This window comes from Micromonospora sp. II (assembly GCF_001709195.1).
Classification (GTDB): Bacteria; Actinomycetota; Actinomycetes; order Mycobacteriales; family Micromonosporaceae; genus Micromonospora; species Micromonospora chalcea.
Genome location: NZ_LYXF01000007.1, coordinates 76,028 through 92,799, shown reverse-complemented (window position 1 = coordinate 92,799; position 16,772 = coordinate 76,028). Strand labels below are relative to the sequence as shown.

At 73.0% G+C, this 16,772-nt stretch carries 16 protein-coding genes; 9 read left to right on the top strand and 7 right to left on the bottom strand.

Annotation, left to right across the window (positions count from 1 at the left end; all coding sequences use genetic code 11):
• Positions 1 to 110 precede the first annotated feature (110 nt).
• From A8711_RS32695 to A8711_RS04530, 3 genes are all read left to right on the top strand, one after another.
• Positions 111 to 1,163 (top strand): hypothetical protein, encoded by a 1,053-nt coding sequence (locus A8711_RS32695; RefSeq protein ID WP_233607902.1) that lies wholly within the window; start codon positions 111 to 113, stop codon positions 1,161 to 1,163.
• A gap of 125 nt (positions 1,164 to 1,288) precedes the next feature.
• Complete coding sequence (locus A8711_RS04535; protein WP_233607903.1) at positions 1,289 to 2,200, top strand: hypothetical protein; 912 nt, start codon at positions 1,289 to 1,291, stop codon at positions 2,198 to 2,200.
• A gap of 88 nt (positions 2,201 to 2,288) precedes the next feature.
• On the top strand, positions 2,289 to 2,600 hold the full coding sequence (locus A8711_RS04530) for a hypothetical protein (protein ID WP_043326231.1): 312 nt from the start codon (positions 2,289 to 2,291) through the stop codon (positions 2,598 to 2,600).
• A gap of 22 nt (positions 2,601 to 2,622) precedes the next feature.
• Here A8711_RS04530 and dacB read toward each other — a convergent pair whose 3' ends face one another.
• Complete coding sequence (gene dacB / locus A8711_RS04525) at positions 2,623 to 4,206, bottom strand: D-alanyl-D-alanine carboxypeptidase/D-alanyl-D-alanine-endopeptidase (RefSeq protein ID WP_043326229.1); 1,584 nt, start codon at positions 4,204 to 4,206, stop codon at positions 2,623 to 2,625.
• A 192-nt stretch (positions 4,207 to 4,398) separates the two neighbouring features.
• Between dacB and A8711_RS04520 the strand changes: the two genes are divergently transcribed.
• A complete protein-coding gene (locus tag A8711_RS04520; protein WP_030501863.1) occupies positions 4,399 to 4,680 on the top strand; it encodes an iron-sulfur cluster biosynthesis family protein in 282 nt (93 codons plus the stop codon).
• 2 nt (positions 4,681 to 4,682) lie between these two features.
• Here the strand turns inward: A8711_RS04520 and A8711_RS04515 are convergent, their stop codons facing one another.
• Entirely contained in the window at positions 4,683 to 5,774 is a 1,092-nt protein-coding gene (locus A8711_RS04515) for a hypothetical protein (RefSeq protein ID WP_069087531.1), read from the bottom strand.
• 209 nt (positions 5,775 to 5,983) lie between these two features.
• On the opposite strand from A8711_RS04515, the gene A8711_RS04510 reads away from it, so the two are divergent.
• Both A8711_RS04510 and A8711_RS04505 read left to right on the top strand, forming a co-directional pair.
• Positions 5,984 to 6,388 carry a hypothetical protein gene (locus A8711_RS04510; RefSeq protein ID WP_043326228.1) on the top strand — a complete coding sequence of 135 codons (405 nt, stop codon included), beginning with the start codon at positions 5,984 to 5,986 and terminating at the stop codon, positions 6,386 to 6,388.
• A 250-nt stretch (positions 6,389 to 6,638) separates the two neighbouring features.
• Positions 6,639 to 7,031, top strand: coding sequence for a cupin domain-containing protein (locus A8711_RS04505; RefSeq protein WP_013284343.1), 393 nt, complete (start codon positions 6,639 to 6,641; stop codon positions 7,029 to 7,031).
• A 48-nt stretch (positions 7,032 to 7,079) separates the two neighbouring features.
• Here the strand turns inward: A8711_RS04505 and A8711_RS04500 are convergent, their stop codons facing one another.
• Together A8711_RS04500 and A8711_RS04495 are read right to left on the bottom strand one after the other, a co-directional pair.
• Complete coding sequence (locus A8711_RS04500; RefSeq protein ID WP_043326226.1) at positions 7,080 to 8,261, bottom strand: threonine synthase; 1,182 nt, start codon at positions 8,259 to 8,261, stop codon at positions 7,080 to 7,082.
• An 8-nt stretch (positions 8,262 to 8,269) separates the two neighbouring features.
• Positions 8,270 to 9,304, bottom strand: coding sequence for a DNA polymerase ligase N-terminal domain-containing protein (locus A8711_RS04495; RefSeq protein WP_043326224.1), 1,035 nt, complete (start codon positions 9,302 to 9,304; stop codon positions 8,270 to 8,272).
• Positions 9,305 to 9,382: 78 nt separating this feature from the next.
• Here A8711_RS04495 and A8711_RS04490 point away from each other — a divergent pair, with 78 nt between their 5' ends.
• The gene (locus A8711_RS04490) at positions 9,383 to 10,171 is read left to right on the top strand and encodes an aldo/keto reductase (protein ID WP_069087530.1); all 789 of its coding nucleotides are present in this window, start codon (positions 9,383 to 9,385) and stop codon (positions 10,169 to 10,171) included.
• Between the two features lie 63 nt (positions 10,172 to 10,234).
• Here A8711_RS04490 and A8711_RS04485 read toward each other — a convergent pair whose 3' ends face one another.
• Positions 10,235 to 11,371: a cellulose binding domain-containing protein gene (locus tag A8711_RS04485; protein WP_043326220.1), complete on the bottom strand. Its 1,137-nt coding sequence runs from the start codon at positions 11,369 to 11,371 to the stop codon at positions 10,235 to 10,237.
• 329 nt (positions 11,372 to 11,700) lie between these two features.
• Between A8711_RS04485 and A8711_RS04480 the strand changes: the two genes are divergently transcribed.
• Both A8711_RS04480 and ctaD read left to right on the top strand, forming a co-directional pair.
• Complete coding sequence (locus A8711_RS04480) at positions 11,701 to 12,807, top strand: FAD-dependent monooxygenase (RefSeq protein WP_043326218.1); 1,107 nt, start codon at positions 11,701 to 11,703, stop codon at positions 12,805 to 12,807.
• Positions 12,808 to 12,934: 127 nt separating this feature from the next.
• Positions 12,935 to 14,692 (top strand): cytochrome c oxidase subunit I, encoded by a 1,758-nt coding sequence (gene ctaD, locus A8711_RS04475; RefSeq protein ID WP_043326216.1) that lies wholly within the window; start codon positions 12,935 to 12,937, stop codon positions 14,690 to 14,692.
• A 218-nt stretch (positions 14,693 to 14,910) separates the two neighbouring features.
• Here ctaD and A8711_RS04470 read toward each other — a convergent pair whose 3' ends face one another.
• Complete coding sequence (locus A8711_RS04470) at positions 14,911 to 16,140, bottom strand: MFS transporter (protein WP_069087529.1); 1,230 nt, start codon at positions 16,138 to 16,140, stop codon at positions 14,911 to 14,913.
• 39 nt (positions 16,141 to 16,179) lie between these two features.
• Entirely contained in the window at positions 16,180 to 16,761 is a 582-nt protein-coding gene (locus tag A8711_RS04465; protein WP_043326212.1) for an isochorismatase family protein, read from the bottom strand.
• Positions 16,762 to 16,772 lie beyond the last annotated feature (11 nt).

Below are 16,772 nucleotides of genomic sequence, written 5' to 3'. Positions count from 1 at the left end.
CCGCTCCGGGTTCGCTCGGCCCGAGGCCACTCGTCTCCGGGGCGGCTGCGTCGGCCGGCCCCGAGTCGCGTCCGAACCCGCCCGGCGGCCGGGTTCCGCTGGTCGGGCCGGTGCCGATCGGACTGCACCTGTCCGCTCCGTCGCCGGTCCGGCCCGCGCCCGATCCGGCCGAACCCGGCCCGCCGCAGGTGGCGGAAACGGGAGCGAGACCGGGCCGGCACTCCGCCCGGGAGAGCATCCCGGCGCGCCTCGCCGATATGACCAGCGGGATCGGCCACCTGACCAGCGGGATCGGCGACCTGGCCGGCCGGATCGGCGATCTGGCGGGCGGGATCGGCGTCCGGCTGCGCGACGCGGCGCGAACCAGGCTGACACTCGGCCCGACCCGGCCCCCGGCCGACGCCCCGGCCACCCGGGTCGCTGTGGCCCGGGCCCGGCGTCGGCGCCGGCGCGCCGTGCTGGCGGCGGTGACCGTGACCGGGCTGGTGGCGGCGCTGGCGTACGCGGGCCGGTCACCCGCGCCACCGTCGAACCGGGAGACGTCGCCCGTGGCGGCGCCGAGCGATCAGGCGCCCGGCGACCAGGCGCCCGATCAGGCGCCGGCCGACCCGGTGTCACCCGGCGGTCCGCTGCTCGACGTGGACCTGGCGCCGCTGCCGGGGGCGTTGTCGCTCACCGCGCTCGGTACGCGGGACTGGCGGCACTGGGGCGGTACCGGCGCGGACAGCTTCCATCGCAAGGCGGGCGGCACCGGCGAGATCCAGGATCCGGGTGGCGAGCGGCTGGAGCACAACGCGGGCGCCTGTGATCTCCGGTGGACCGACGGTACGCCGACAGCGCGCCAGGAGGGCACCCGGGCGGGTGTCTTCCAGCGCGGCGCCGGGAAGAGCTTCACGCTCGGGGTGGCCGGGAGCGGGGACCTGCGCACGGTCCGGCTGTTCGTCGGCACGTTCTCGGCCGGCGCGCGGCTCGACCTGACGCTGTCCAGCGGCGGCGATCCCGTCGTCCGTGAGGTCGCCCTCGCCGCGGGCGACCGCTTCTACCAGTACGTCATCCGCTTCCGGGCGGCCCCGGGGGAGCGGCTGCTGATCAAATGGCAGGCCCTGACGGTCACCGGCGCGCAGAACGACGGGGTGGCCCTGCAGGCGGTCACGGTAAGCTGAGCGGCCGGTCCGGCGAGCGGCCGCCAGGTAACGAACTGGAAACGCCCGTCACTCGACATATGGCGCAAAGAGCCGTCCGGTGACACCGTGAAGCCCGTCGCGCACCAGTCGTATCCGGCGGTGTCGTGACCGAAGTGGAGGGTGTGGTGGGCCAGGAGGACCGTCCGCGTACCGGCCCCGGCTCGCATCGGCACGGCCTTCCGCGTACCCGCTCCGCGCTGCGGCGGCTGCGCCGTCGGCGTCGGCTGATGCTGGAAGGGCTGGCCGCGTTCCTCTGCCTGGCGGCACTGGCGCTCTACCTCGGCGTCGAGCGGCACGACGCGCCACGCGAGGAGCACGCCCGGCTGCCGGCGGCGCCGCCCGGCCGGGTCGGGCTGCCGAACGAGGCCGACGACACGGTGGCCAATCCGGGACTGCGTCCCCGGCAGCGGCCACCGTCGCCGAGCCCGACGCCGTCCACGCCGTCGCCGTCGCCGTCGCCGACGAGCGCGCTCCCGCCGACAGTCACCGTGACCCGCGCCGAGGTGCCCGCCACCGTCGACCTCACCGCCGTGGGCACCACCGACTGGGTCCACTGGGGGCTCACCGGCGCCGACCGGACGGTCCGCAAGCGGGGCGGCTCCGGCGAGATCCGCGACGAGGGCGGCCGGGGGCGGCGGCAGAGCTTCAGCAACAACCCCGAGGCGTACGCCTGGCGCGACGGCAACCCGGTCGCGTCGGCGAGCGGCACCATGTCCGGCGTGTACGCCTGCCACCGGGGCAGCGGGTTCAACCTGGCGGTGGCCGCCGACGGGCAGCAGCGCACGGTGCGTCTGTACGCCGGGCTCTGGATGGCCCGCGGCCGCCTCGACGTGCGTGTCTCCACCGGCGGACCGGTGACCACGCTCCGGATGGAGGACCCGCACACCGCGCTCACCACCGAGTTCACGATCAAGTTCCGCGCCCAGCGTGGCGCGCGGCTGCTGCTGAACTGGACGGTGGAGGAGTCGCTCGGCGACTGCGGCAACGTCAGCCTCCAGGCGGTGGCGCTGCGCTGAGCGGGGACAGTTTGTCCGTCGCGTACCCGGCACGGCGTCGTAGGTTTCCGTTGTTCCCGTCCGACCATCCCCTGTGGAGGCACGATCGATGACCGGCCCTGCTCCCGTCGTCCCCGCCCGCCCCCGCGCCGACGGTGACGTGCTGCGCGAGATCCCGATGCCGCCGTACGTGACGGTCGAGGACGTCCAGTTCGCGGTGCGCGCGGTGGTGGTGCACGCGCCGCGGACGTGGTCGGGCGGGACCATCTGCCGCAACGACGCCAGCCCCCACCCGTGCCGGCTGCACCGGTGGGGTCGCCGGGTGCTCACCCTGCGCGGGCTCCCACCGGCCGAGATCGACGCGCTCGTCGAGCGGGGTGACCCCGCCGCCGGCCCGCAGCCGCGCCGCCCCGGCGCCTAGCACCGGGGCGGTACGGCGCCGGTCAGCAGAGCGCCGGTTTGACCCAGGAGCACTCCCGTCCCTCCGGTACGCGCGGTGACTCCGGCGCGGCCGGCACGGTACGCCGGGCGGTGGCCGTCTCCCTCTCGGTGTACGCGGCCAGGGCGATCGCGATCTGATCCTCCAGCCCTTTCACCGACGAGGTCAGGTAGTTGTTCAGCACGATCGAGAACGCCAGCAGCCGGCCGTCCGCACTCGTAACGTAGCCGGAGAGCGCTGACGCGCCGGTCAGGCTGCCGGTCTTGGCGTGCACGTTGTTCGCGGCGGCGGTGCCGCTCATCCGGCTGCGCAGCGTCCCGCCGACGAGCCGGTTCGGGTTGCCGGCCACCGGCAGCGCGGCGTACCAGGTGTCGAACCACGGTTCGGCGCGGACCGCCGAGAGCAGCGTGACGAACTGTCCCGGCGGGACGAGGTTGCGCCGGGACAGGCCGGAGCCGTCACGTTGGCGCAGCGTGCCGGTGTCCACCCCGGTGTCGCCCACGTACCCGCTGATCGCGGAGAGCCCGGCGGCCCAGGTGCCGGAGCCGGAGAGCTGCCGGCCGAGTTCCTTGGTGAGCACTTCGGCGTGGCCGTTGTTGGAGAGCTTGAGGAACGGCACCATGAGGTCGGTCAGCGGCATCGAGTCGTGCCGGGCCAGCGGCTTGGCCGTGTCCGGGGTGGCGGCGCCGAGCACGGTCCGCCCGAGCACCCGTACGCCGTGACGGCGCAGCGCGGACCGGAACACGTCGGCCGCGTACCCGGTCGGTTCCCAGACCGTCACCCAGTCGCTCTCGGTGGCCTGGCCGAGCGCGATCTGGCCGGTGACCACCACTGTGTTGCCGCCGTGCTCGCGCTCGAACGAGATGGTGGTCTCGCCCTCGGTCACCGTCTCGGCCCGGTTCTCGATGCGCAGCCAGCCGTTGTCCGGAGTCATGGTGATCTTCGGTCGGGCACCCGCCCGCGTTCCCGGCGCGGCGTGGACGATCACCGTGCCGGCGTCGTAGTCGGTGTCCGGGGCCACGGTGAGCGCGGACACCTGGGCGGCGTAGTAGTAGGGCTCGTCGTCCCAGGTCCAGTCCGGGCCGAGCCGGTCGCGGTCGTACCGGGTGTCGTCGGCGACCAGGTTGCCCGCGACGACCCGTACGCCGGTCGCGGCGACCTGCGCGGCGAGCCGGTCGTAGTCGGCGGCGAGGATGGTGGGGTCGCCTCCGCCGCGCAGGTAGAGGTCGCCGGAGAGCATGCCGGCGTGGCGCGGCCCGTCGGCGCTCACGTCGGTGGTGAACCGGTGGCCCGGTCCGAGCAGTTCCATCGCCGCCGCGGAGGTGAACAGCTTGGTGTTGGAGGCCGGGATGAGCCGTCGCGTCCCGTTGCGGTCGTACAGCGTGCGGCCGGTGGTGGTGTCGACGACGACCACGCCCGCCTGCGCGCCGTCGAGCCGGCTGTCGGCGAGGACGGCGTCGATGGTGGCGTGCAGCCGGGTCTGCGCGGGGGTGGGCGCTTCGGCAGTGGCGGTGGTGGCGCCGGCGGTGGCCGCGGTGGCGACCAGCACCAGCACCGCGAGCGCCCGGGGGAATAGGCGACGATGCATGTGCCGATGCTGCCATGGAGATTTCCTGCGGGAAAGACTCCGGTGTGAAAGGTTATCGCCAGGAGACGTGGCGCGCACCGCGCCGTCTCTGCCCCCAGCCTAGGGATTCGCCGGGCCGAGGGAGGGAAAAGACCTGTACGTGGGCCTTGTCGCCCGCGCGAATCCCGACATCCAGCCATGAGGAGTTCAGCGATGCTGACCATGACCGACAACGCCGTCCTGGTGATCCGTGACCTCGCCGCCCAGCAGGACGTGGCCGACGCCGGTGGGCTGCGCATCGCCGCCGACACCGAGGCCGGTTCGCTCTCCATCGAACTGGTGCCGGAGCCGGTGCGGGGCGACCAGGTGGTGGACACCGAGGGGGCGCGCATCTTCCTCGACTCCGACGCCGCCGAACTGCTGAACGACACCTCGGTGGACGCGGTCGTCGACGACGAGGGCGTGGTGCAGTTCGGGTTCACCGAGAAGGAGTGAGTTCAGCCGGCGCGGCGGGACTCCCCGCCGCGCGGCGAGCGGCCGGTACGTCCCCGTTCCGGGACGTCCGGGTCGGCCCACCACGCCCGGCCGCGCTGGTCCCGTTCCGGTCGGACCAGTGCGGCCAGCACCTGCGCCAGGTGGTGCGAGGTGCTCCACGCGATCCAGTTGGCCGGGGAACCTGCGCCCGCGCCGCGCCGGGCCCGCCGGACGATCTCGTGGTCGCCCCAGGAGAAGCCGGCCCCGGCTGCCGGCCAGTGCGCGGCGGCGGTCACCGTGCGGCACAGGTCGGCGAAGCGCTCGTCGCCCCGCCCGCCGCGCCGCGACCAGCGGTAGACCCACCACGCGTCGTCGGTTGCCCAGCGCAGCGTGGGAACCCGGTCGACCGGCTCGTCCGCGCCGCGTACCGCGCAGCTCACGCCGTAGTCGCCGTACCCGAGGTCCAGGTCGGCCAGGCGCTGCCAGAGCGACCAGTCGTACCGGTCCAGCCGGACYGGCTCGTCCACCGGAAGCCGGGACAGGGCCGGCGGCATCCCGCCGGCCGCCACCGTCACCGAGCGCCAGGCGTGCCGCCGGGCCCATTCCGCCGYGCGCCGCACCCGTGGCTCGGCCAGCCGGACGTCCGCGGTGCAGCACACGTCCTCCGCGTCGAGCAGCAGGTCGCACTGCTCCGGCATCAGGCCGGTCAGCCGCCACACCCGCTCCGCGGCGGCCGTCGCGGCGTCCGGCCCGCTTCGGTCCGGGCCGGTGCGCAACCGGACGACCGCGTGGTGCGCCCAGGCCCGTGCCGCCGCGCCGTGCGCGGCCAGCCGCCGGTCGCTGTCCGTCAGGCCGATGACCGGTGCCAGCGGTACGCCCCACCGGACCGGATCGTGTTCCGGGGTGTCCGGAAGCGCCGACACGTCGACGGCGGGCAGCAGCCCGTCCGGCAGTCGAGCCAGCGAGTCCTTGATGGACGGCGCGTCCGCCGCGACGTCGAGAACCGGTGCGAGCAGCGGGGTGGAGCCTCCGTCGAGATGGGACAGCGCCTCCAGCTCACCGCGCCGCGCGGCCAGCACCGGGCGGTAGACCGGGCCTCGGGGCGACTGCACCATACTTAAATGTAGCCAGCCGATCGCTCTGCGTCACGTCGTGAACGTTTTCGCAGGTCAGAGCCGTTCGCTGTCAGTGATTGGACACTTCATCGGCTGGTTGCCGGGCGGTGCGCCGACATAGCGTCGGAATCATCGAGGGTGACCGCCGACGATCGCCCGAACGCGCACGAACGCCTCCGGCCGGCGTACCGGCGGGAGAGAGGATCACCATGCCCAGCCGCAGAGGTAGGAGGGAAACCACCGGCCAGCCGATCCCGAGCATGCGGGAGGCCGCACGCGCCGACACCGAGATCAACTCGTGTTCGCCGGTCGGGCTGCCGGCCACCGCACGGATGCTGTTCGCCGTGGTCGACGCCGACGGAAAACTCGTCCGCGGCCTCGGCGCCACCTCGGCCACCCGGCTCGCCGCCGGGATGTACCAGGTCGCGTTCGACCAGGACGTGGCCGGAGCGGCGTACGTCGGATCGGTGGGCCCCGCGACGGCGAACGGGCTGGTCCCGCAGGGTGTCATCACCGTGGCGCCGCGCTCGGGTATCGCGAACGCCGTGTTCGTCGAGACGCACGGCACGAGCGGGCACGTGGACCGTCCGTTCCACCTGGCCGTGCTGGCCTGACCGGACGCGCAGACGAGCGCACGGCGCCGCACGACCTCCGGTCGTAACGTCGCCGCGCTCCGGCCGTCTCCCACCGCCGCAGCCGTACAGGCGGTACGCCAGCGGGGACTTGGCTCGACCGGCCCGTCCCGCACCGGTCTTGTCGGCAGCACATGCCCCTTCTCCGGGGATCCAAACCGGATCGGCGTGGGGAATTCCACCATCTGCGACTCCCGGCGTGGCGGGCGCGTGATCGGGGTATGAGCGGGCCATGGAGCATTTCACTATCGCGACAGTCGCCGAGAAGAGTCCCGACTTCCGCCGCGTGCTCTGGACCGGGGAGCACACCCAGCTGGTCATCATGACCATTCCGCCGGGCGGCGAGATCGGCGAGGAGGTCCACGAGGGCATCGACCAGATCCTCACGTTCGTCAGCGGCACCGGCGAGGCCCGGGTGGCCGGCGAGAAGAAGGAGGTCGTCTCCGGCGACCTCGTGGTCGTCCCGGCCGGCACGAAGCACAACTTCGTCAACACCGGGCCGAACCCGCTGGTGCTCTACACCGTCTACGGCCCGCCGGAGCACGCCGACGGCGCGGTGCACAAGACGAAGGAGGAGGCGGACGCCGCCGAGGAGGCCGGCGAGGACGAGCCGCCGACGTCCTGACGCCCGGTGCGCACGTGTTAAGCGGGGGCCCCTGCTATACCGGAGACGTTAAGAAGGGGCCCCTCCTTGCACCAGGCCGGGGTATTTCAGGCCGGCGCCGGTGTTCAGCACCACCACGCGCTCGCCGGGACGGATCCAGCCACCGGCCCGCAGGTGCCGGGCGGCGGTCAGGCAGGCCGCGCCCTCCGGGCAGAGCAGCAGCCCCTCGCGGGTGGCGAAGTCGCGCAGGTCGGTGAGGATCTCCGCGTCGTCCACGGCGATCGCGGTGCCGGCGCTCTCCCGCAGCGCGGACAGGATCAGCTCGTCGCCGAGCGGGGCGGGCACGGTGATGCCGAACGCGACGGTGCGCGCGTCCTCCCACGGGGTGACGCGGTCCTCGCCGGCCGCGAACGCCCGCACGATCGGCGCGCATCCGGTGGACTGCACCGCTACCAGCCGGGGCAGCCGGTCCTCGACCCAGCCCAGCTCGCGCAGCTCGTGCAGCGCCTTGTGGATGCCGATCAGCCCGACGCCCCCGCCGGTCGGGTAGACGATCACGTCGGGCACCTGCCAGCCGAGCTGCTCGACGATCTCGTACCCCATGGTCTTCTTGCCTTCGAGGCGGTACGGCTCGCGCAGCGTGCCCGCGTCGAAGATCCGCCCGTCCGACCCGGCGATCAGCTCGGCGATGTCCCGGCCGGCGTCGTTGATCAGGCCGTCGATCAGCCGCAGATCCGCGCCGGCGGCGAGGCACTCCTCCCGGCAGATGGTCGGCGCGGCCAGCGGCATGGCGATCGTCGCGCCCATCCCGGCCCGCGCCGCGTACGTGGCCCAGGCCGCCCCGGCGTTGCCGTTCGTCGGCATCGCGATGTGCTCCACGCCCAGTTCCCGGGCTCGGCTCACACCCACCGACGCGCCCCGCGCCTTGAACGACCCGGTCGGGGTCAGCCCCTCGTCCTTGACGAGCAGATCCGCGATGCCGATCTCGTGGCCGTACGCGGGCGCACGCCACATCGGCGTCCAGCCCTCGCCGAGCGTGGTGACGCACCGGGGATCGGCCACCGGCAGCAGCTCCCGGTAGCGCCACAGGTCGGCCGGGCGCAGCCCGAACTGCTCCGGGGCCACGGTGGCGGCCACCTCGGCGAGGTCGTAGCGGGCCAGCAGCGGCGAGCCGCAGCCGCACAGGTTCTGCAACACGTCGGCCGGATGGTCACGACCGCAGCGCGGGCACTCCAGGTGCGTCAGGTGCACGGTGGTCCTCAGCTCGCGTCGATGCTCAGCCAGTGCCGGCTGCGCCGGCCCGGCTCGTACGGGGAGTCGAGGCGTTTCGCCACCACTCCCGGGAGCCCCTGCTCACGGGCGGCCCGCAGGGCGTCCGCACCGACTCCCGGGAACCACGGCGGAGTCTGCCAGTGCGGACCGGCGAGCGCCAGACCGTCGAGCAGGTCACGGCGTTGCGCGTACGGCACGTCGAGGCTCGGCACGCCCTCCAGCCAGAGCAGGTCGACGGCGAGGAACTGCCCGTCGCGCCGGGTCGGCGGCCGGACCCGCCCGGCCGGGTCGATCCGGACCAGCACGCCGTCCAGCACCGCCTCGGCCGGGGCCAGCGCCTCGGCCATCGCCCGCAGCCAGGGGTACGACCCGGTGACCTCGTTGTCGTCGCCGTCGAGCAGCCGCAGCCGGCCGCCCGAGACGTACGCCATCGCGCGTACGCCCGCCCAGCGCAGCTCGTACCCCCAGGCGTCGGCGTCGCGCGGCAGCCGCCCACCCTCGGCGGGCCGCATCGGGCGGACCAGTTCGGGCATCGGCGTCCAGCCCTCCGGCGCCGGGTCGGTGCGCCTGATCATCCAGTCCCGGCCCCGCCCGCCGGTGGCGAACAGCACGTACCGCCCCTTCGTGCGCTCGCCGTCGAGCACCACGATCACCTCGTCGTCGCGCCACTTCTCGGCCCGGTAGGTGCCGGTGTCGTGCACTGTCATCCGGCCGCCGCCGTACTCCCCGGCGGGAATCTCCCCGTGGAACGTCAGGTACTCCATCGGGTGGTCCTCGGTGTGCACGGCGAGGTGGTTGCGGCCCGGGTCGCGGGGCAGGCCGCGCGGCACCGCCCAGGAGGCGAGTACGCCGTCGTGCTCCAGCCGCAGGTCCCAGTGCAGGCTCCGGGCGTGGTGCTGCTGGATGACGAAACGGGGCGCGCGCCGCGCGGACCGCTTCCGGCCGGGCACCCGCTCGGGCACCGGTTCCGGGGTACGCGCGGCGTCCCGTTTGCGCCGGTACTCGTCCAGCCGGTCCGCCATCCCCGCATCCTCCCCCAGACGCGCCGTGCGCGCCGGGATGCCGGTGTGTGTGCGGCGAACCGGGGTAGAACGGGGGACATGGACAGCGACCAGCCCACCCTTCCGCTCGCCGGTGACGTCCGGATCCCGCTGCTCGGCTTCGGGACGTGGCAGGCCACCGGCGAGGCCGGTTTCCAGGCCGTGCTCGCCGCGCTCGACGCCGGCTACCGGCACATCGACACGGCCACCATGTACGGCAACGAGAAGGAGGTCGGGCGGGCGGTCAAGGAGAGCGGACTGCGCCGCGAGGACGTCTTCATCACCACCAAGCTGCCGCCGGACCGGGTGGGCCGGGAGCGGGAGACCATCGAGGCGAGCCTGGCCGCCCTGGACACCGACTACGTGGACCTGTGGCTGGTGCACTGGCCGCCGTCCGCGCCCGGCGACAGCATCCCGGTGTGGCGGGAGATGCTCGCCGCGCGGGACGAGAACATGGCGCGCACGGTCGGGGTGAGCAACTACAACTACTCGATCGGGCAGATCGACGAGCTGATCCAGGCCACCGAGGAGACCCCGGCGGTCAACCAGATCCGCTGGAGCCCCTCGCTGTACGAGCGGCACACGCACGCCGCCCACCGGGACCGGGGCGTGGCGCTGGAGGGGTACAGCCCGTTCAAGACCAGCGACCTGTCCGACCCGGTGCTGGTCCGCATCGCCCAGGCGCACGACGTGTCGCCGGCCCAGGTGGTGCTGCGCTGGCACATCGACCACGAGATCGTGGTCATCCCGAAGTCGGTCACGCCGGAGCGGATCCGGGCCAACGTCGACGTGTTCGGGTTCTCGCTCACCGCCGAGGAGATGCGCGACATCGACGCGCTCGCCGGCTGAGGCGTACCCGGGGGGAGGGGGCGCGGTCCGCGACGGACCGCGCCCCCTCCCCGTGTGCGGTGGTCAGCCCCGGGCGCAGGTGGAGCCGTTGAGCGTGAAGCTGCTCGGTGCCGAGTAGCTGCCGTTGAGCGTCGCCTGGTAGCCGAAGGTGGTCGACGCGCCGGGCGACAGGGTGCCGTTGTAGCCGGCGTCGCGAGCGGTCACCGCGGAGCCGCTCTGGCTGACGGTGGCGTTCCACGCGTTGGTGACGGTCTGCCCGGAGGGCAGGTTGTAGTTGAGCGTCCAGCCGTTGATCGTGCCGGAGCCGGTGTTCTTGACCGTCACCTCGGCGGTGAAGCCGTTGTTCCACACGTTCGCCGCCTTGTAGGTGACGGTGCAGGACGCGCCGCCCGAGGGCGGGGGCGTGGTCGGCGCCGACGTGGTCGGCGGCGGGTTGGAGCCGCCGGTGTTGACGTTCTGCGAGAACGAGTTGACCGCCAGCCCGACGCCGCCCTGCCACGGCTCGAAGCCGGCCTGGATGCTGGTCAGGTACCAGTCGTTCGTGATCGCGCCCCGGTTGCGGGTGTCGTTGATGAACGCCAGCGCGTCGAAGCTGAAGCTGGGGATGGCCGACGGCGACAGGTACGAGATGACGTTGTTCGAGCCGTTGCTGCCGCGCCACACCTCCCAGGTCCGGCCCGCGATGTTGGCGGTGCCGACCGGGGAGCCGATGGGCTGGATCGAGCCCTGCCGGTTGAGCCAGATCATGATCTCCATCTGGTTCACCCCGTCCCGCTTCGGCGACGGGTCGAGCCAGATGTCGTACGAGGCGTTGAAGATCGCGCCGCTGACGTAGTTGTAGCTGATGCTGGACGGTGCGCTGCTGATGTTCTTCACCTGCACCGGCAGGTTCGTGCCGGGCGAGCAGTTGGTGTAGTGGCAGCCCACGAAGATCGACGGGTAGGCGACCGGCGCCCCGTTTGTCGGCGCGGAGCCGTCCGCCCGGGTGATCGAGAAGCCGGTCGAGGTGACGTTGATGCACTGCTGGGCGCTGGTGCCCCAGCGGTTGTTCTGCACCACGTACTTGCCGCCGATGGTGGTCGAGCCGTACTGCTCGCAGATCTGCGTGTCGGCGGAGGCGGTGCCGCCGAGCGCTACGGCGACGATGGTGCCGGCGGCCAGCAGGCCGGCTGCGGCGAGAGCCCTGAGTGGACGCTTCATGATGCTCCTTGGCTCGGCGCGGGGACGGCGCCGGTTCGGTCGGTGTTACGGACGGGAGCGCTCCCACGGTGCAGGGAATACATTTACATGTCTCAAATCATTGCGCAAATGCGCCGGGCTCGTTAACGCTCCGCGTACGGCCGGTGGTGCGACCGAGTGCCGCGGCCGACCCCTTCCCCCAGATGGAGGCGGGATTCCTGCCGGTGGGACGGGGTGTGCCGCCGACCGGCGGCCCGCACCGGGGCGAGCGGGCACTTCCGCCGCCTGGTTGCGGCGAGTAATGTCTTGCCTCCAACGCGTGCCGTTCCCCTCCGGAGGCGTAACCCACCATGGGTGGTTCACCCCTGCGCGTCCTCGTCGTCGGCGCGGGCATCGCCGGACTCGCCGTCGCCCGGGCGCTTCGCCTGGCGGGATTCCGGCCCGACGTCACCGAGCGGCTGCCACCCGCGGAGTCGACAGACACCGGCCTCTACCTGCCGGGCAACGCGGCCCGGGCGATGCGCCGGCTCGACCTCGACGGCCCGCTGCGCCCGCTCGGCCAGGTGATCCACCGGCAGCGCTTCCTCGACGCCGCCGGTGCGCCGCTGTGCGAGGTCGACCTCGACGCGCTCTGGACCGGAGTGGGGGAATGCCGGGCGCTGCCCCGGGCCGAGCTGCACCGGGTGCTGCTCACCGGCGCCGGCGGCGCGGTCCGCCACGGCGCCGAGGTCAGCACCGTCGACCCGCTGCCCGGAGGCGTGGCGGTCGGCTTCACCGACGGCACCAGCGCGGAGTACGACCTGGTCGTCGGCGCGGACGGGCCACGCTCGGCGGTACGCACGCTCGCCGCGCTCGGCGGGCCGCCCCGCCCCGCCGGTCACGTGGTCTACCGGGCCCTCGTGCGCGGCGGCCCGCGGATCGCCGACTGGACCGCCCTGCTCGGCCAGCGGGCCGGGTTCCTGGTGGTGCCGCTCGGCGCCGGGCGGCTCTACTGCTACGCCGACGAGGCCGGCACCGACCTGCCCGCCGACCCGCTCGCCCGGCTGCGCGAGCTGTTCGGCTCGTACGGCGGCCCCGTCCCGGAGGTGCTGGACGCGCTGGAGACGGTGTGCGTCGAGCGCACCGAGGAGGTCGAGCTGGGGCGGTGGTTCCACGGCCGGGTGCTGCTCGTCGGTGACGCCGCTCACGCCACCGCGCCGACGCTCTCCCAGGGCGCGGCCATGGCGCTGGAGGACGCCGTCGTGCTCGCCGAGTCGCTGCGCGCCGCCGGCAGCGTCGACGCCGCGCTGCTGGCGTACGAGAGTCGCCGCCGCCCGCGTACCCGCTGGGTGCGGGACCGGACCCGGGACCGCAACCGCACCCGCGACGTGCCGCCGGCGCTGCGCGACCCGTTGCTGCGCGGACGCGGCGGACGGATCTTCCGGGAGCACTACCGGCTCCTGACCGGCCCGCTCTAGGCGGCCGGAGATCGTAGCCGCCCACCCCACGCGGCGGGGCCACCTACCGGGGACTATCCTCCTTGCGGATGACGGCTGCGCCGATGACCAGCGCGCCGAGCGGGACAACCAGAACCGGAGGCCACTCGTGACCACCGTCGCACCCAAGCCGGTCGTGACCCGGCCCTGGCCGGTCCGGGAGCCGGTCAAGGGGTCGGCCCTCGCGCGGCTGTTGCGCACCACGGACGCGAAGCAGATCGGGATCATGTACATGGTCACCGCGTTCGTGTTCTTCATGATCGGTGGCCTGATGGCCCTGATCATGCGTGCCGAACTGGCGCGGCCGGGCCTGCAGTTCCTGTCGCCCGAGCAGTACAACCAGCTCTTCACGATGCACGGCACGATCATGCTGCTGTTCTTCGCGACGCCGATCGTGTTCGCCTTCGCGAACTACGTGGTGCCGCTGCAGATCGGCGCGCCGGACGTGTCGTTCCCGCGGCTCAACGCCTTCGCGTACTGGCTCTACCTGTTCGGCGGCACGCTCGCCACGGCGGGCTTCATCGCCCCGGGCGGCGCGGCCGACTTCGGCTGGACCGCGTACACGCCGCTGAGCACCGCCGACCACGCCCCGGGCGTCGGCGCGAACATGTGGGTCGTCGGCCTGGCCATCTCCGGTCTGGGCACGATCCTCGGCGCGGTCAACCTGATCACCACGATCCTGACCCTGCGCGCGCCCGGCATGACCATGTTCCGGATGCCGATCTTCACCTGGAACATGCTGGTCACCAGCCTGCTGGCGATCCTGGTCTTCCCGCTGCTGGCCGCCGCGCTGTTCGCGCTCGCCGCGGACCGCCTGATGGGCGCCCACGTGTACGACCCGGCGACCGGCGGGCCGATGCTGTGGCAGCACCTGTTCTGGTTCTTCGGCCACCCCGAGGTGTACATCATCGCGCTGCCGTTCTTCGGCATCATCAGCGAGATCATTCCGGTGTTCTCCCGGAAGCCGATCTTCGGCTACAAGGGCCTGGTGGCCGCCACCATCGCCATCGCCGCGCTGTCGATGAGCGTCTGGGCGCACCACATGTTCGCCACCGGCCAGGTGCTGCTGCCGTTCTTCAGTTTCCTGAGCTACCTGATCGCGGTGCCCACCGGTATGAAGTTCTTCAACTGGATCGGCACCATGTGGCGGGGCCAGATCACCTTCGAGACGCCGATGCTGTTCTCGATCGGCTTCCTGGTGACCTTCCTCTTCGGTGGTCTCACCGGTGTGCTGCTGGCCAGCCCGCCGCTCGACTTCCACCTGCACGACTCGTACTTCGTGGTGGCGCACTTCCACTACGTGCTCTTCGGCACCATCGTGTTCGCCGTCTTCGCCGGCATCTACTTCTGGTTCCCGAAGATGTTCGGCCGGATGCTGGACGAGCGCCTCGGTAAGATCCACTTCTGGCTGACCATGATCGGCTTCCACACCACGTTCCTGGTGCAGCACTGGCTGGGCAACGAGGGCATGCCGCGCCGGTACGCCGACTACCAGGCCATCGACGGCTTCACCACGCTGAACACGATCTCCACGATCGGCGCGTTCATCACCGGTATCTCGACGCTGCCCTTCATCTGGAACTGCTGGAAGTCGTACAAGACCGGCCCGGTCGTCGAGGTCGACGACCCGTGGGGCTACGGCAACTCGCTCGAGTGGGCCACCAGCTCCCCGCCGCCGCTGCGCAACTTCGACCGCATGCCGCGCATCCGCTCCGAGCGGCCGGCCTTCGACGCGAAGTTCCCCGAGCTGGCCGCCGGGCAGAGCCTGGCCGGACCGCCCGAGGGTGGTGCCAAGCCGCTGACCAGCGAGGTCAACGGTGGCGCCAGCTACCAGGAGGACACCGCAGGTAACCTCGACCAGCGCTGAGTTTCGCGCCGTCACGTCGAGCCGGGCGCCGCACTCCCCAACCGGGGGTGCGGCGCCCGCCCTTTCCCGCCCTTTCCCGTCCCCGCCCGCCTGCCCCGCGGCACCAGTTCGGGGGAGTGGCGGTGTCCAGGGCACGTGGACCCAGCCACTTCCCCGTTCTGGCCTCGCCCTCCGCCACGCGGGAGGACACGAACTCCTGATCCCGCCGGCCGAGGGGATTAGCGGGAGGCGAGGGCCAGGTCGGGGTCCGGGATCGGGGTGCGGCGGTGGCGCAGCTCGATCGGGAGCACCACCAGCGCCACCAGCGCCCCGATCGCGCCGGTGACCGCGAAGCCCCACGCGGGCGCGGAGGCGTCGATCACCGCGCCGGCCAGCGGCGCGCCGAGCGCGATGCCCACCGTCACGGCGGAGCCGTGCAGCCCCATCGCCACACCGCGTACGGAGGGCGGGGCCAGCCGGCTGACCGCGTCGGAGGTGGACGCGAGGGTGGGCGCGCAGAGCGCACCGGCCGGGATCAGCGCGAGACAGAGCAGCCACCAGTGCGATCCGCCCAGCCCGACCGGGATGGTGGCGAGGCTCAGCACCGCCACCAGCGCCAGCGGGGAGAACGAGCGGCGTACCGCGCCGTATGCGAAGCCACCCACCAGCGAGGCGACCGCCCAGGCGGCGAGCACGACGCCGGTCCAGCCGACCTCGCCGCCGGAGCGGAGCACGGCGACCACTGCGACGTCGGTGCCGCCGAGCACGAGGGTGGCGGCGAGGCTGACCGCCAGCACGGCGAGCAGGCGCGGGGTGAGCCACTCGCGGCGGTGTACCGGGCGCTGCGGCCCGGTCTGCTCGTCGGCGGCCCGCACCGGCGGGTTGAGCAGCCAGAAGCAGATGCCGGAGCCGACGATCCCGGCGCCGACCGCCCACAGCGTCAGGCGCGGCGTGACGGCGGTGGCCAGGGCGACGGCGAGCGCCGGGCCGACCATGAACGACAGCTCCATCGCCATCGAGTCCAGCGCGTACGCGGGGCGGCGCTTCTCGGCCGGCACGAGCGCGGCGATCGACTGGCGGATCATCGAGAAGATCGGCAGCGCGAGCAGCCCGGCGAGGAACGCGGCCGGCAGCAGCACCGGGTACGGCAGTGTGGGCGCGGCGGACCAGAACAGCGCCTCGGCGACGGTGGTGAGCACCAGCACCGGCCGCAGTCCCCGGCGGTCGATGAGCCGCCCGAGCAGCGGGGCGCCGACCGCCGCGCCGATGGTCGACGCGGCGCCGACCAGGCCGGCGGCGCCGTAGCCGCGGCCCAGGTCGAGCACCACGTAGAAGGTGAGCGTCACCCCGGTGGCGGTGAGCGGCACGCGGGCCAGCACCGACACCAGCAGCAACGATCGGACACCGGGTAGGGCGAGCGCCTCCCGGTAAGGCTTCAGGTTCACGACGGTCCGTACCTCCGGCGTCATCCTGGGGCCGGGGTACGACACCCGCAAGCGATTACCGGGTCAAGCGGTGGCGATCACAGGCTCGCCCACCATTGTCACCCCGGCGCCGTCGAGGGCCCGCAGCGCCACGTCGAGCGTGTCCGGCGCGACGGCGGCGGTCAGGTCGAGCAGCACAGTGGTCCGGAAGCCCTCCCGGGCGGCGTCCAGCGCGGTCGCGCGCACGCAGTGGTCGGTGGCGATGCCGACCACGTCGACCCGGTCCACGTCGTGCCGGCGCAGCCAGTCGGCCAGGCACTCGCCGTCGGGCGCATGGCCTTCGAAACCGGAGTACGCGGCCGCGTGCTCGCCCTTGTGGAAGATCGCCTCCACCCGGTCGGTCGCCAGCTCGGGGTGGAACTCGGAGCCGGAGGTGCCGACCACGCAGTGCCGGGGCCAGGAGTCGACGTAGTCCGGCGGGTCGCCGAAGTGCGCGCCCGGGTCGATGTGGTAGTCCTTCGTCGCGACCACGTGGTCCCACCGGTCCGGCTCGGCGGCGAGCAGCCGGGAGATCCCGGCGGCCACTCCCGCCCCGCCGCCGACCGCGAGGGAGCCGCCCTCGCAGAAGTCGTTCTGCACGTCCACGATGATCAGGGCGTTCGCCATCGGGTTCCTCC

Coding starts and splice junctions, on each gene's coding strand:
- A8711_RS04490 (WP_069087530.1), top strand. CDS start 9,383: ATGGACAGCGACCAGCCCACCCTTCCGCTCGCCGGTGACGTCCGGATC.
- A8711_RS04530 (WP_043326231.1), top strand. CDS start 2,289: ATGACCGGCCCTGCTCCCGTCGTCCCCGCCCGCCCCCGCGCCGACGGT.
- A8711_RS04495 (WP_043326224.1), bottom strand. CDS start 9,304: ATGGCGGACCGGCTGGACGAGTACCGGCGCAAACGGGACGCCGCGCGT.
- A8711_RS04485 (WP_043326220.1), bottom strand. CDS start 11,371: ATGAAGCGTCCACTCAGGGCTCTCGCCGCAGCCGGCCTGCTGGCCGCC.
- A8711_RS04480 (WP_043326218.1), top strand. CDS start 11,701: ATGGGTGGTTCACCCCTGCGCGTCCTCGTCGTCGGCGCGGGCATCGCC.
- A8711_RS04505 (WP_013284343.1), top strand. CDS start 6,639: ATGGAGCATTTCACTATCGCGACAGTCGCCGAGAAGAGTCCCGACTTC.
- A8711_RS04510 (WP_043326228.1), top strand. CDS start 5,984: ATGCCCAGCCGCAGAGGTAGGAGGGAAACCACCGGCCAGCCGATCCCG.
- A8711_RS04465 (WP_043326212.1), bottom strand. CDS start 16,761: ATGGCGAACGCCCTGATCATCGTGGACGTGCAGAACGACTTCTGCGAG.
- dacB (WP_043326229.1), bottom strand. CDS start 4,206: ATGCATCGTCGCCTATTCCCCCGGGCGCTCGCGGTGCTGGTGCTGGTC.
- A8711_RS04520 (WP_030501863.1), top strand. CDS start 4,399: ATGCTGACCATGACCGACAACGCCGTCCTGGTGATCCGTGACCTCGCC.
- A8711_RS04470 (WP_069087529.1), bottom strand. CDS start 16,140: ATGACGCCGGAGGTACGGACCGTCGTGAACCTGAAGCCTTACCGGGAG.